8 protein-coding genes and 1 pseudogene are annotated in these 14400 nt (G+C 65.2%); 6 read left to right on the forward strand and 3 right to left on the reverse strand.

Annotated features, from left to right (window positions below):
* Positions 1 to 192: 192 nt before the first annotated feature.
* Together H8B02_RS05790 and H8B02_RS05795 are read left to right on the forward strand one after the other, a co-directional pair.
* Entirely contained in the window at positions 193 to 1581 is a 1389-nt protein-coding gene (locus tag H8B02_RS05790; protein ID WP_229165282.1) for a cation-efflux pump, read from the forward strand.
* A gap of 192 nt (positions 1582 to 1773) precedes the next feature.
* Positions 1774 to 4095 (forward strand): sensor histidine kinase, encoded by a 2322-nt coding sequence (locus tag H8B02_RS05795; protein ID WP_229165283.1) that lies wholly within the window; start codon positions 1774 to 1776, stop codon positions 4093 to 4095.
* 8 nt (positions 4096 to 4103) lie between these two features.
* On the opposite strand, the gene mdoH is transcribed toward H8B02_RS05795, so the two are convergent.
* The 3 genes from mdoH to H8B02_RS05810 all read right to left on the reverse strand — a co-directional run bounded on the left by mdoH (position 4104) and on the right by H8B02_RS05810 (position 8832).
* The gene (gene mdoH, locus H8B02_RS05800; RefSeq protein ID WP_229165284.1) at positions 4104 to 6224 is read right to left on the reverse strand and encodes a glucans biosynthesis glucosyltransferase MdoH; all 2121 of its coding nucleotides are present in this window, start codon (positions 6222 to 6224) and stop codon (positions 4104 to 4106) included.
* Complete coding sequence (locus tag H8B02_RS05805) at positions 6212 to 7693, reverse strand: glucan biosynthesis protein G (protein ID WP_376711599.1); 1482 nt, start codon at positions 7691 to 7693, stop codon at positions 6212 to 6214. Before H8B02_RS05805 ends, mdoH begins: the two co-directional genes overlap by 13 nt.
* Before the next feature lie 242 nt (positions 7694 to 7935).
* Positions 7936 to 8832 (reverse strand): LysR family transcriptional regulator, encoded by an 897-nt coding sequence (locus H8B02_RS05810; RefSeq protein ID WP_229165285.1) that lies wholly within the window; start codon positions 8830 to 8832, stop codon positions 7936 to 7938.
* A gap of 256 nt (positions 8833 to 9088) precedes the next feature.
* Between H8B02_RS05810 and H8B02_RS05815 the strand changes: the two genes are divergently transcribed.
* The 4 genes and pseudogenes from H8B02_RS05815 to H8B02_RS05835 form a co-directional block, all read left to right on the forward strand.
* Entirely contained in the window at positions 9089 to 9565 is a 477-nt protein-coding gene (locus H8B02_RS05815) for a formate dehydrogenase subunit gamma (protein ID WP_229165286.1), read from the forward strand.
* Positions 9562 to 11129 (forward strand): annotated as a pseudogene (locus tag H8B02_RS47945) (NADH-ubiquinone oxidoreductase-F iron-sulfur binding region domain-containing protein). Before H8B02_RS05815 ends, H8B02_RS47945 begins: the two are co-directional and overlap by 4 nt.
* Before the next feature lie 13 nt (positions 11130 to 11142).
* Entirely contained in the window at positions 11143 to 14019 is a 2877-nt protein-coding gene (fdhF, locus tag H8B02_RS05830) for a formate dehydrogenase subunit alpha (protein WP_229165287.1), read from the forward strand.
* A gap of 2 nt (positions 14020 to 14021) precedes the next feature.
* A partial coding sequence (locus H8B02_RS05835) for a formate dehydrogenase accessory sulfurtransferase FdhD (RefSeq protein ID WP_229165288.1) occupies positions 14022 to 14400 on the forward strand: 379 nt, incomplete at its 3' end.

A 14400-nucleotide genomic window follows, 5' to 3' on the forward strand; every position in this document is an offset into this window, starting at 1 on the left:
GTGACCACGATGCAGTTGCTACAGCTCATTCAACAACACAACCCTGTGGTTAGGGATCCTGGCTCCCGTGCGCTGCGCACTAGGCCAGGACGACAGCGTGATTTCGGCGCAAAGATGCAATTGCAAGTGAGTGGCGATTGCGCGTGACGACTGACACTTGATGTTCACGGACTCCCTGCTAAACCCCCGCCCATGAGTTCTTCCAACACCAGCGCACCCAACACCAAGACATCAGTCGCCGCGATCTCGATCCTCGCCAGCGGCAGCATGGCCGTGGCGAAGTTCGTCGTCGGCATCGCGATCGGATCGCTGGCGCTGATCTCAGAGGCGTTGCACTCTTCGATCGACCTCGTCGCCACCATCATCACCTGGGCGGTGGTGCGGGTATCGGACCAGCCGGCCGACGCCGAGCATCATTACGGCCACGGCAAGTTCGAGAGCGTCTCGGCGCTCTTCATCATCGCCCTGCTTTATGTGCTGGCCGGCGGCATCCTGGTGCAGGCCTACAGCCATCTGCGCGAAGGCGCCCCGCCGCCGTCGATCTCGGCCATTCCCTTCATCGTCCTCGTCCTCGATATCGGCGTCAATCTGTGGCGCGCCCGCGCGCTGCACCGCGCCGCGCGCGACACCAAGAGCCAGGCGCTGGCCGCCGACGCGCTGCATTTCGCTTCCGACGTGATGGGATCCGCGGCCGTCATCGTCGGCCTAGTGCTGGCGGGCTTCGGCTTCTGGTGGGGCGATGCCGCGGCCGCCATCGCGGTTGCCGTGATGATCGCCCTGCTCGGCCTGCGCATGGCGCGCGAGACGGTCGAGACCCTGCTCGACCGCGCGCCCGAAGGCGCGCTGGAAAAGGCCACCGCGGCCATCAAGGCCGTGCCGGGTGTGGTCGACGTCGAGCGGCTACGGGTCCGCATGGTCGGCGCCACGCATTTCATCGACGCCATTGCCGCCGTGCCGCGCACCTATCCGATCGACCGCGTTGAGGACATCAAGCGCAGGGCGCAGCAGGCGATGACCAAGGCGTTCGGCGACGCCGACCTCACCTTCACCGCGGTGCCGGTGGCGCGCGACAATGAGAGCGTGCGCGAGCGCATCATGGTGATCGCGCGCAACTCCGGCCTCGCCATCCACCACGTCACCGTGCACGACATCGGCGGCAAGCTGATCGTCGGCATCGACCTCGAGGTCGACAGCAACATGGTGCTGGACGCCGCCCATGACATCGCCCACGAACTCGAGCGCGCGATGCGCGAGGATTTTGGCGAGGACGTCGAGGTCGACACCCATATCGAGCCGCTCGAGCCGGAACTGCCGTGGGGAACCGACGCCGCGCCCGACCGCGTCGAAGCCATCAAGACCGCGCTGACCGGATTTGCCGATGGCGGAGCGATCCATGACATCCATAATGTGCGGGTCCGCAACACCGACGCCGGCGAGGTCGTCAACTTCCATTGCCGCGCTGAGCCCTCGATGAGTGTGATCAAGGTGCACGAAAGCGTCGACGAGATCGAACGCAAGCTGCGCCGCGCGTTCCCCACCGTGAAGCGTGTGATCAGTCACGCAGAACCGACGCGCGCGTAATTCTACGGAGCCGTTCCTGTTTCGGACTCACTTTGCGCCTGCTGATTCTCTCTTGGACAAGAATTTTTTCGCATTAACGAATCGTTGACTCTCGACAGCCCGGGAAATCTGGATTCAAATCATCATGATTCGGATGCGACGAGGGGAGCATCCGATCCGGGTAAAAAATCAGCTTAGATGGGGGTCTAAGGCATGGCGCGCGCGCATGCAGCGAACGCTTGTGTCCAATCCGATTCGATCAAGGGATTGGCGCAGTCGATCGCGAAACCGGCCTATCACAGGCTCTTGACGGCCGAGCCTGCACTGCGCCGCGCTGTCCCTACGCTGATCATCGCCTTCCTCATCACGATCTGCCTCGGCGCCTTCGTCCAGGTGATCGACCAGACCCGGCAGAAGCGCGGCGCGATGAAGCGCGACCTGGCCGCGCTCTCCGACATCCTCGCCGAGCGTCTCGACCGCCTGACCTCGGTGCGGCGCGACCGGCTCGCCAATATCGAGCAGATGCAGGAGCTGCTGCCGGACCTCATTCCGTCCTGGGGCATCGCCAACGGCCGCCATGTCATCATCACCAGCGCCGATCACCGCGTGCTGGCCCGCGTGCCGATCGACGGCGCCGGCGAGAACGACCGCGTCCTCGACATCGTCTCCACCGCGCAGCTCCTGGTCGCACCGGGCCAGCAGGGTGCGGTCAGCGACATGACATTGCCGGGCGGCACCGGCGCGCTGGCGATCTCGCAGCTCGTCAAGTCGCTGCCCGGCCAGGTCGTCGTCATCCAGGAGATGAACGAGCCGATCTGGGGATCGGACGCGGCACTCTCAGTGACGCTGTCGGCGACCACGAGCTTCGTGGTGCTGATCCTCGGCTTCGCCTTCCACTGGCAATCGACCCGCGCCCGCGAGGGCGACCTGATCAACGACGCCGTGCGCGGCCGGATCGACACCGCGCTCAATCGCGGCCGCTGCGGATTGTGGGACTGGGATCTGTCGCGCGGCAGGATCTTCTGGTCGCAGTCGATGTTCACCCTGCTCGGCCTCGATACCCGCAACGACCTCCTCACCTTCGGCGAGGTCAACGCGCTGGTGAACTCCGACGACATCAACCTGTTCGACATCGCCGAGCAGCTGATCTCGGGCAAGATCGATCACATCGACCAGAGCTTCCGCATGCGCCATGTCGGCGGCCACTGGATCTGGCTGCGCGTGCGCTGCGAGCTCAGCCACGCCGCGGCCGACAGCGGCCTGCATTTGATCGGCATCGCGGTCGACATCACCGAACAGAAGAGCCTCGCCGAGAAGTCGGTGGAAGCCGACCTCCGGCTGCGCGACGCGATCGAGACGATTCCCGAGGCCTTCGTGCTCTGGGACGCCGAGGACCGCCTCGTGCTCTGCAACTCGCACTTCCAGCGGCTGCACAAGCTGCCCGATTCCGCGGTCAGCCCCGGCACGTCCTACGAGACCGTGATCGAGGTCGGCAGCATGCCCGAAGTGCGCACTCGCCTGCACGAGAGCGGCGTGCCGGCGCCCGGCGCTCGCACCTTCGAGGCCCAGCTCGACGACGGCAGCTGGCTGCATATCAGCGAGCGCCGCACCAAGGACGGCGGCTACGTCTCGGTCGGCACCGACATCACCCGCATCAAGGCGCACGAGCAGAAGCTGGTCGACAACGATCTCCGCCTGCGCGCCACCGTAATCGACCTGCAGCGTTCGCAATCCGAGCTGGAGCGGCAGGCCGTCGAGCTCGCCGACCTCGCCGAGAAATATTCGCAGGAAAAGACCCGCGCCGAGGACGCCAACGCCGCGAAGTCGAAATTCCTCGCCAATATGAGCCATGAGCTGCGCACGCCGCTCAACGCCATCATCGGCTTCTCCGAGATCATGGGCAGCGGCCTGTTCGGGACGCTCGGCTCGGACAAATACGCGGAGTACTGCCACGACATCCTGACCTCGGGGAAATACCTGCTCGAGGTCATCAACGACATCCTCGACATGTCGAAGATCGAGGCCGGCCGGATGAAGTTCGACATGGAGCCGCTCGACCTCTCCGGCATCCTCGCCGAGTCGCTGCGGGTGGTCTCCGGCCGCGCCGAGCACAAGGGCCTGTCACTGGAATCGGATATCGAAAGCACGATCTCGGTTGTCGCCGACCGCCGCGCGGTCAAGCAGATCATCGTCAACTTGCTCTCCAACGCCGTGAAGTTCACGCCCGACAAGGGCCGCGTGCTGGTGCGCGGTCAGATGCTGGATGACTCGATCGTGCTCCTGATCGCCGACTGCGGCATCGGCATCGCGCCGGAATCGCTGCGGCGGCTCGGCAAGCCGTTCGAGCAGGTCGAGAGCCAGCTCACCAAGAGCTACCAGGGCTCTGGCCTCGGACTTGCGATCGCGCGCTCGCTCACCAACCTGCATGGCGGCTCGATGAAGCTACGCTCCAAGCTCGGCGTCGGCACCGTCGTCCGCATCACCCTGCCGCGCGATCCGCGTAGCTTGCGGGCGAAGCTGCAAGAGGCAGCTTAGGCCCCACCCTACTTCGCAAGCACGCCTTCCAGCAGGACGGAATCGCCGAGGACGGCAAGCATCTCGCGCGGCGTGAGATGCTCGACCGCCTCGTCGAAGCTCCCGCTCGCCTCGATCCGCGCGCGTGCCATCGCGAGGTCAGGATCGATCTCGCCTGGACCGCGGCGCCTCGTCGGCGGTAGCGACGCGAGATGGCGATGCAGCAAGTCGGGATCCTGCCGGAGCATTGCGAGCGCAGGGGCCGAGGCGTGGGCGGACGACAACGCCAGCTCGTTGGCACGCACCAGCACGCTCGGCGGCCCGACCTCCTCCGGCGTCATGAACAGCGCACGCAGCACAGGCTTGGCAGTCCAGGCGCCGATCGGGATCGCAAACAAGAGACCGACGATCACCGGCGACATCCACAGCAGCAGCGGCAGTGACACCGCATAGGCGCTCGCCGCCATCGCGACACCGCAGGCGGTCGGGACGCCGTATTTCCGATAGAGCTCCCGCCGCTCGACCTCGCCGTCGTCGCGCCGCTGCGTCTGCCAGCCGGCATCCCGGCCGAGCAGGATCTCGACGACCGCAATCGACTGGAACACCATCATGACGGGCGCGATCATTGCCGAGATCAGCAGCTCGGCGATGACACCTGCCAGCGCCCGGAAGCCGCCGCCGAATTGCCGGCGCACGTCCCGCCTCGTCAGCAGCAGGACAAAGCCGAGCAGCTTCGGCACGATCAGGAGCGCCATCGTGAGGCCGAACACCCACGCGGCGAGCACGGGATCCTGCGCCGGCCAATTCGGAAACAGGGAAAAGCCCTTCGGAAAATATTCGGGGCGAATGAAGCGCGCCTGCAACGAGATCAGGATTCCGAGCAGCAGGAACGAAAGCCAGAGCGGCGCGGTGATGTAGGAGCCGATCCCGGTCATGAAATGCAGCCGCGAAATCCAATGCAGGCGGCGCGTGGTCAGCACCGCGAGATGCTGCAGATTGCCCTGGCACCAACGGCGGTCGCGGGCGGCAAAATCCAGCAGCGACGGCGGCACCTCCTCGTAGCTGCCGCCGAGCATCGGGGCCATGTAGATGCCCCAGCCGGCGCGCCGCATCAGCGCTGCCTCGACAAAATCGTGGCTCAGGATATGTCCGCCGAACGGCTTGCGGCCGGAGAGTTCAGGCAGGCCCGCCTGCTCAGCAAATGCGTGAATCCTGATGATGGCGTTGTGCCCCCAATAATTGCCCTCGGAGCCGTGCCACCATGCGACGCCAGCCGCGACCATTGGTCCGTACAGCCTGCCGGCAAATTGCTGCAGGCGGCTGAACAGGCTGCGCGCGTTGACGATGATGGGCAGCGTCTGCAGCAGCGCCGCCTGCGGATTGGTCTCCATGGCGTGAACCATCCGCACGATGGTATCGCCCGACATCAGGCTGTCGGCGTCGAGTACGATCATGAACTGGTAGGCGCCGCCAAAGCGCGTGATCCACTCACTGACATTGCCGGACTTCCGCGCGCTATTGTCGGCGCGATGCCGGTAGTAGAGCCGCCCACCGCCGCAGGCATCGCCGAGCGCGAGGAACGCCTGTTCCTCCGCGATCCAGATATCGGGATCGCGCGTATCACTCAGCACAAACCAGTCGAAGCGTTCGCCCTGTCCGGTCGCCGCGACGGACTCGTGAATGGCGCGAAGGCGTGCCATCAACTGATGTGGATCCTCGTTGTAAGTGGGGAGCAGCACCGCGGTCCGGCTCGCGATCCGCGGCAGCGGTCCATCGTCGCGGATCGGCAAGGAATTCCCGCTGCGCCGAAGCAGCACGAAGAAGCCAGCGAGCGCCGAAGCGAACGAGAACGCGATCCAGGCGAGCAGCGCCACGAACAGCGCCAGCACCATGCCTTCCATGATCGTCACGCCGCCGACCTGGACCACCATGTACATCTCGTAGGCGCCCGCGCCGGTCAGCGCGACGGTCAGCACCAGGACGAACGCCCGGCGCATCAACATGCCCGCACCGACCGACACTGGCCTGCTCACCGCGCGCGGCGGCCGGCCAAGGTCGGCCGCCGACATCGCAAGCGGGCTTTCTTGTGGCAGGAAGCCGGCGGTCGCGATCGCGACGTCGGGCCGAGACGACGTGACTATGGCGCCCATCGATAGACCCAGATCTCCGAAAGCGGCTTGTCATCCTGCGCCAGATGGGCGCGCAGCTCGATCGGCTCCTTCTTGACGGCGCATTGGAAGCTGAGCCGCCACCCGCCCGTATTCGGGTTCGGCTGCGTGACGATGTTCGTAATCTCGGCCTTCTCAGCCGTCACGACGCCCTTGATGCTGGCGGGATCGATCCCCTTCAGATTGTCGCCGAACAGGTCGAGCACGAACAGCTTGCTGTTCTCGCCATGTGCGCCGATGCCGCTGCGCGTGAAGCGCGCGAGCGAATGCGGCTTCGGCGCGTCAGGTCCCCAATGCAGCCGATAGGTCAGATTGGTCTCGCTCTTGGCCTTGAGCGGCGCCTTCGGCCGCCAGAACGCGGCGATGTTGTCGTGGATCTCTTCCTTGGTCGGAATCTCGAACAGGATCACCGCGCCCTCGCCCCAGTCGCCGATCGGCTCGACCCACAGGCTCGGACGCTTCTCGAAGCTGGACTCGATGTCCTGATAGGCGAAGAAATTCTTCTCCCGCTGCATCAGCCCGAAGCCGTGCGGGTTGATGTCCTGGAACGTGCTGATCTGGAGGTCGCGCGGATTGCTCAGGGGACGCCACAGGCTCTCGCCTCTGCCGTTGTAGATCGCAAGCCCGTCGGAATCGTGCACCGACGGCCTGAAGTCATCGACCTCGTTGCGATCATTGGGCCCGAAGAAGAACATGCTCGTCATCGGCGCAAGGCCGGCGTGCTCGAGATCCGCACGCGGATAGAGCGATGCCTCGACGTCGAAGACCGTGCTCTTCCCGGGTCTGATCGTGAAACGGTAGCTCGCCGCACAGCTCTTGCTGTCGAGCAACGCATGAACGACCAGCGAGGTCGCATTGGGCACGGGACGCTCGAGCCAGAACGCCTTGAAGAACGGAAACTCCTCGCCCTTCGCCTCGCCGGTATCGATCGACAGGCCACGCGCCGACAGGCCATAGGTCTGATCCTTGGCGACGGCGCGGAAATAGCTCGCTCCAAGGAAGACGCAGACCTCGTCGTAATAGTCCGGCTTGTTGATCGGCGCGTGGATACGAAATCCGGCAAAGCCGAGGTCGGTCTCGGTGAACACAGGCACGTTCTCACCGAACGAGAACATGTCCTTGCTGTAGCTGACTTCGCTGACCTTGCCGTCGGCGACCTCGAAGATCTTGACCTTGTTCTTGTAGAAAAAGCCGCGGTGGAAGAACTGCGCTTCGAACGGCAGTTTCTGGCCGTGCCACAGCGCGCGCTCCGGCACGAAGCGGATCGAGCGGTACTGATCGTAGTTCAGGTCGGTCAGGCCATTCGGTAACTTCTCGTCCGGCGCCTCGAAGGACTTGCTGGCGAGATTGCGGGCAAGCTCCCTAACCATCGACGCGTTGAAAGGTGCGTCCGGCGTGTTCCCTGCGGCTGCGGCCTCCCGCTGCGGCAAGAGCATCAGTGCCGGCAACATGGCCGATCCGTGGAGTAACTGGCGACGATTCAAGGCAACTCCTGCTCGCTGACCGGGACGTCGCAATGAAACCGCTGAGCTGCCGCTGAGTTCCATATTGCCGCGCGCGTGGAACGATCGCGTCCCGCGGACCGCTCGGCTTCGCCGGGAAAATGAGCAAGCCAGGTATCGCTTCGCAGGGACCAGGTCCGCGATCGTCTCAAGCCGGAACTGTGACGGGAGGGCCTTCTGATTGCCGAGAGCTACGCGCTCTCCAGCTTCGGCGCGACCTCGCGTGCGACCTGCACCAGGGCCGCGATCAGCGGCGTCATGGGATCACGTTGCGGGATCACCAGGCCGATGCTGTAGTCCACCACCGGATCGATGATCGGGATGCTGCGCACGGCATCGGCAAGGCCGAGCGTCTCGGCGAGCTTGGCCGGCATCACGCTGGCCCAGCGTCCGGTCTTCACATGGGTGTAGAGCACGAGCAATGAATTGGAGGTCAGCGACGGCGTCGCCTCCGCACCGACCGAGGTCAGCGCGCGATCGATGATGCGGCGGTTCTGCATGTCGGGCGTGAGCAGGCACAGCGGCACGGTGCCGACTTCCTTCCACGTCACCTGCTTGCGATCGCCGAACATCGCATCCGGCGCCGTCAGCAGACGATAGCTCTCGTTGTAGAGCGGGATGGTGCGGACCTTGCCGATCGGCTCGTTCTCGATGTAGGTCAGCCCGGCGTCGACCTCTAGATTCTCTAGCAGACCGAGCACATCGGCGGACGTGCACGACTGGATGCGAAACCGCACATCGGGATGGCGCGCCCGGTACGGCGTGGTGAGCGAGGCCACCATGCCGAGCGCGGTCGGGATCGCGGCGATCCGGATCTCGCCCGACAGCTTGTCCTTGAGGCTGTTGATCTCCTGCTTCATCGCCCGCGCATCGCCGACGATGCGCCGCGCCCAGTCCAGCGTCCGTTCGCCCTCCGGCGTGAAGCCCTGGAAGCGCGATCCGCGCTGCACCAGCATGACGCCGAGGATCTCCTCGAGCTGCTTGAGACTGGTCGACATGGTCGGCTGGGTGACCCCGCAGGCCTCCGCAGCCCGGCCGAAATGCCGTTCCTTGGCCAGCGCCAGCAGAAGTTCCAGCTTGTCGATCAAGGTTCAAACTCCTTCGGAAAACGGCGCCCCAAATGGCAGCCCGACGCGTCCATCGGTAGCACGATCGGGGTGCGATCCCGAAATCCAAAGCGCCCCGGAAGTGCGTGATTCCAGAACATTATTGCGATCCCGGATCGACCCATTCGGCAACGCTATTAATCGCGTTTCGCAATCGCCGCATGAGACAGCTTTATTGATGTTTCGAAGGATTCCAATTCTCATGTGCAAAGCAAAAAACTGATCGTGAGAAGCGCTGATGACGGTGGGATACGAACCTTGGGACAAGGCGCGCGGCGCGGAAATCATCGCCGAGCATGCCGGGCTTGAAGGTGCCACGCTGGTGATCCTGCACGCGCTGCAGGAAGCCTTCGGCTATGTGCCGGAGCCTGCGATCCCGATGGTGGCGGAGGCACTCAATCTGTCCCGCGCCGAGGTGCACGGCGTGTTCACCTTCTACCATGACTTCCGGAAGCAACCAGCCGGACGCCACGTCCTCAAGCTCTGCCGCGCCGAGGCCTGCCAGGCCGCCGGCGGCGACCGCCTTGCGGCGCGCGCAGAGGCCAAGCTCGGCGTATCCCTGGGGAATACCACGGCGGACGAGCGGGTGACGCTGGAGCCGATCTACTGCCTCGGGCTCTGCGCCACCGCACCCTCGGCGATGCTGGATGGCCGGCTGATTGGCCGGCTCGATGAAGCGCGCATCGACGCGCTGGTCGCGGAGGCACAGCGATGACGATGCGAATTTACGTCCCCCGCGATGCCGCCGCGGTCGCCGTCGGCGCCGACGAGGTTGCCCTCGCCTTCGCGCAGGCCGCAGCAGCGCGTGGCGCAGCGATCGAGATCGTCAGGAACGGCTCGCGCGGGCTGTGCTGGCTGGAGCCGATGGTTGAGCTCTCGACCACCCAGGGCCGCATCGCCTTCGGCCCGGTGACCCCGGCCGACGTCCCGTCGCTGCTCGATGCGATGGCGGGCAACGGCCAGCATGCCCTGCGGCTTGGTGTCACGGACGAAATACCCTGGCTGAAGCGCCAGACGAGACTGACCTTCGTCCGCTGCGGCGTGGTCGATCCGCGTTCGGTCGACGACTACCGCGCCCATGGCGGCTACAAAGGCCTGGAGCGGGCGCTGACGCTGAGCTCCGAGCAGGTCCTTGCCGATGTCACGACGTCCGGCCTGCGCGGCCGCGGCGGCGCCGGCTTCCCGACCGGCATCAAGTGGAAGACGGTGGCGCAGGCCAGCGCCGACCGCAAATACATCGTCTGCAACGCCGACGAAGGCGACAGCGGCACCTTCGCCGACCGCATGATCATGGAAGGCGACCCCTTCGTCTTGATCGAGGGCATGACGATCGCGGGTATCACGGTAGGCGCCACCAAGGGCTACATCTACATCCGCTCGGAATATCCGCATGCGGTCGAGGCGATGAACGCGGCGATCGTGGCGGCCCGGCGCGCGGCTTCCTCGGCAAGCGCATCGGCGGCTCCGCCCATGAGTTCGATCTTGAAGTGCGCGTCGGCGCCGGCGCCTATGTCTGCGGCGAAGAGACCTCGCTGCTGGAGAGCCTCGAAGGCCGCCGCGGCATCGTGCGGGCCAAGCCGCCGCTGCCCGCGCACAAGGGCCTGTTCGGCCGTCCGAGCGTGATCAACAATGTGCTGTCGTTCGCGGCGATCCCCTTCATCCTCGACAACGGCGCCAAGGCCTATGCCGATTTCGGCATGGGCCGCTCACGGGGCACGATGCCGATCCAGCTCGCCGGCAACATCAGATATGGCGGGCTGTTCGAGACCGCGTTCGGCGCCACGCTCGGCGAGCTCGTCGACGAGATCGGCGGCGGCACCTTCACCGGACGCGAGGTGCGCGCGGTGCAGGTCGGCGGCCCGCTCGGGGCCTATTTCCCACGCGCGCTGTTCGACACGCCGTTCGACTATGAGGCATTCGCCGCGCGCGACGGCCTGATCGGTCATGGCGGCATCGTGGTGTTCGACGACACCGTCGACATGGTCAAGCAGGCGCGCTTCGCGATGGAGTTCTGCGCGATCGAATCCTGCGGCAAATGCACGCCGTGCCGGATCGGCTCGACCCGCGGCGTCGAGACCATCAACAAGATCATCAACGGCGAGCGCGTGGCGGAAAACCTCGCCGTGATCGAAGACCTCTGCAACACCATGAAATTCGGCTCGCTGTGCGCACTCGGCGGCTTCACGCCCTACCCCGTGATGAGCGCACTGAAACACTTCCGGGAAGATTTTGGCGGAGATTTAGGTCCCGCACCGGCCCGGCTGCAGGCCGCGGAATAGCAAGGAGATCACGATGTCGCTGATCCAGGAAATCGACTTCGGCACGCCAAAATCCAAATCCGAGGCGATGGTTACGCTGACCATCGACGGCAATCAGATCACGGTGCCCGAGGGCACCTCGATCATGCGCGCGGCGATGGAGGCCGGCACGCAGATTCCAAAGCTCTGCGCGACCGACATGGTCGACGCCTTCGGCTCCTGCCGGCTCTGCCTGGTCGAGATCGAGGGCCGCGCCGGCACGCCCGCCTCCTGCACCACGCCGGTCATGCCGGGCCTCGTCGTGCACACCCAGAGCGAGCGGCTGAAGAAGCTGCGCAAGGGCGTGATGGAGCTCTACATCTCCGACCATCCGCTGGACTGCCTGACCTGTGCCGCGAACGGCGACTGCGAATTGCAGGACATGGCGGGCGCCGTCGGCCTGCGCGACGTGCGCTACGGCTATGAAGGCGACAACCACGTCTTCGCGAAATCCAACGGCGAAGCCAATGCGGCCTGGATGCCGAAGGACGAATCCAATCCGTATTTCACCTACGATCCCTCGAAGTGCATCGTCTGCTCGCGCTGCGTCCGTGCCTGCGAGGAAGTGCAAGGCACCTTCGCCCTGACGATCTCCGGCCGCGGCTTTGACAGCCGCGTCTCGCCCGGCATGAGCGAGAGCTTCCTCGGCTCCGAATGCGTGTCCTGCGGCGCCTGCGTGCAGGCCTGCCCGACCGCGACGCTGACCGAAAAATCCGTGATCGAGATCGGCCAGCCCGAACACTCTGTTGTCACCACCTGCGCCTATTGCGGCGTCGGCTGCGCCTTCAAGGCCGAGATGCGTGGCGAGGAAGTTGTGCGCATGGTGCCATGGAAGGACGGCAAGGCCAACCGCGGCCATTCCTGCGTCAAGGGCCGCTTCGCCTGGGGCTACACCACCCACAAGGAGCGCATCCTGAAGCCGATGATCCGCGAGCGGATCGAGGATCCCTGGCAGGAAGTATCGTGGGACGAGGCGTTCAACTTCGCCGCCGCCAAGTTCAAGGGCATCCAGCAGAAATACGGCCGTGACGCGGTCGGCGGCATCACCTCCTCTCGCTGCACCAACGAAGAGACCTATCTGGTGCAGAAGCTGATCCGCGGCGGCTTCGGCAACAACAATGTCGACACCTGCGCCCGCGTCTGTCATTCGCCGACCGGCTACGGCCTGTCGCAGACCTTCGGCACCTCGGCCGGCACGCAGGATTTCGATTCGGTTGAGGGCACCGACGTCGTGCTGATCATCGGCGCCAACCCTGCCTCGGCTCACCCGGTGTTCGCCTCGCGGCTGAAGAAGCGGCTGCGTCAGGGCGCCAAGCTGATCGTGCTCGATCCGCGCCGCACCGAGATGGTGGAATCGCCGCATGTGAAGGCGCTGCATTTGCCGCTGATGCCCGGCACCAACGTCGCCGTGCTTACCGCCCTCGCCCATGTCATCGTCACCGAAGGACTGGTCGACGAGGCCTTCGTACGCGAGCGCTGCGACTGGAGCGAGTTCGAGGATTGGGCCGCCTTCGTCGCAGAGCCGAAGCACAGCCCTGAAGCGACCGCGATCATGACCGGCGTCGATCCGAAGGATCTGCGCGAGGCGGCGCGGATCTATGCCACCGGCGGCAACGGCGCGATCTATTACGGGCTCGGCGTCACCGAGCACAGCCAGGGCTCGACCACGGTGATCGCGATCGCCAACCTTGCGATGGTGACCGGCAATATCGGCCGGCCCGGCGTCGGCGTGAACCCGCTGCGCGGCCAGAACAACGTGCAGGGCTCCTGCGACATGGGCTCGTTCCCGCACGAGCTGCCGGGCTACCGCCATATTTCCGGCGACGCGGTGCGCGAGCAGTTCGAGGCGATGTGGAACGTCAAGCTCAACAACGAGCCCGGGCTGCGCATCCCCAACATGTTCGATGCCGCAATCGAGGGCACTTTCATGGGGCTCTACGTGCAGGGCGAGGATATCCTGCAGTCCGACCCGAACACCAAGCATGTGGTGGCGGCGCTGTCGGCGATGGAATGCGTCATCGTTCACGATCTCTTCCTGAACGAGACCGCGAACTACGCCCACGTCTTCCTGCCCGGCTCGACCTTCCTCGAGAAAGACGGTACCTTCACCAACGCCGAACGCCGCATCCAGCGCGTCCGCAAGGTGATGACGCCGCTCAACGGCTATGCCGACTGGGAAGTGACGATCATGCTTGGCAAGGCGATGGGCTTTACGATGAACTACAGCCATCCGTCCGAGATCATGGACGAGATCGCCGCGCTGACGCCGACTTTCACCGGCGTCTCCTATGCCAAGCTCGATGAACTCGGCTCGGTGCAGTGGCCTTGCAACGAGAAGGCGCCGGAAGGCACGCCGGTGATGCATATCGGCGGCTTCGTGCGCGGCAAGGGCAAGTTCATCATCACCGAATATATCGCGACCGACGAACGCACCGGCCCGCGCTACCCGCTGTTGCTCACCACCGGCCGCATCCTCAGCCAGTACAATGTCGGCGCGCAGACCCGCCGCACCGAGAACGTGGTGTGGCACGCCGAGGACCGGCTCGAAATCCATCCGCACGATGCCGAGCAGCGCGGCGTGCGCGACGGCGACTGGGTGCGGCTGGCGAGCCGCGCCGGCGAGACCACGCTGCGCGCGCTGATCACCGACCGCGTGGCGCCGGGCGTGGTCTACACCACGTTCCACCACCCGGACACCCAGGCCAACGTCATCACGACTGACTTCTCGGACTGGGCGACCAACTGTCCTGAATATAAGGTGACTGCCGTGCAGATCTCGCCGTCGAACGGTCCGTCCGACTGGCAGAAGGCCTATGACGAGCAGGCCCGCAACTCCCGGCGCATCGCGCCGGTGGTGGAAGCCGCGGAGTAGCGATGCGCGAACCGGTCCACAAGGCGATACGGAAGGTCTGGCGCGACGGCGTCTTCAGCGAGGGCGCGCGCCTGATCCCGGAAGAGACGCCGCTGGCACTCACCTATAATGGCGGCACCTACGCCGTGATGATGGGCTCGCCCGAGGACCTCGGCGACTTCGCGGTTGGATTCAGCCTCAGCGAAGGCATCGTGCAGTCGGCCGACGAGATCGAGACCCTCGACATCGTCGAGCTCGATGACGGCATCGAGCTACGGATGTGGCTGAAGCCTGACAAGGCCGAGCGGATCGCCGAGCGGCGGCGCAACATCGCCGGCCCGACCGGCTGCGGCCTGTGCGGGCTTGATTCCATCAGCGAGGCAGTCCGGCCGGCCGCGGTGG

Source organism: Bradyrhizobium altum (assembly GCF_020889705.1).
GTDB lineage: Bacteria > Pseudomonadota > Alphaproteobacteria > Rhizobiales > Xanthobacteraceae > Bradyrhizobium > Bradyrhizobium altum.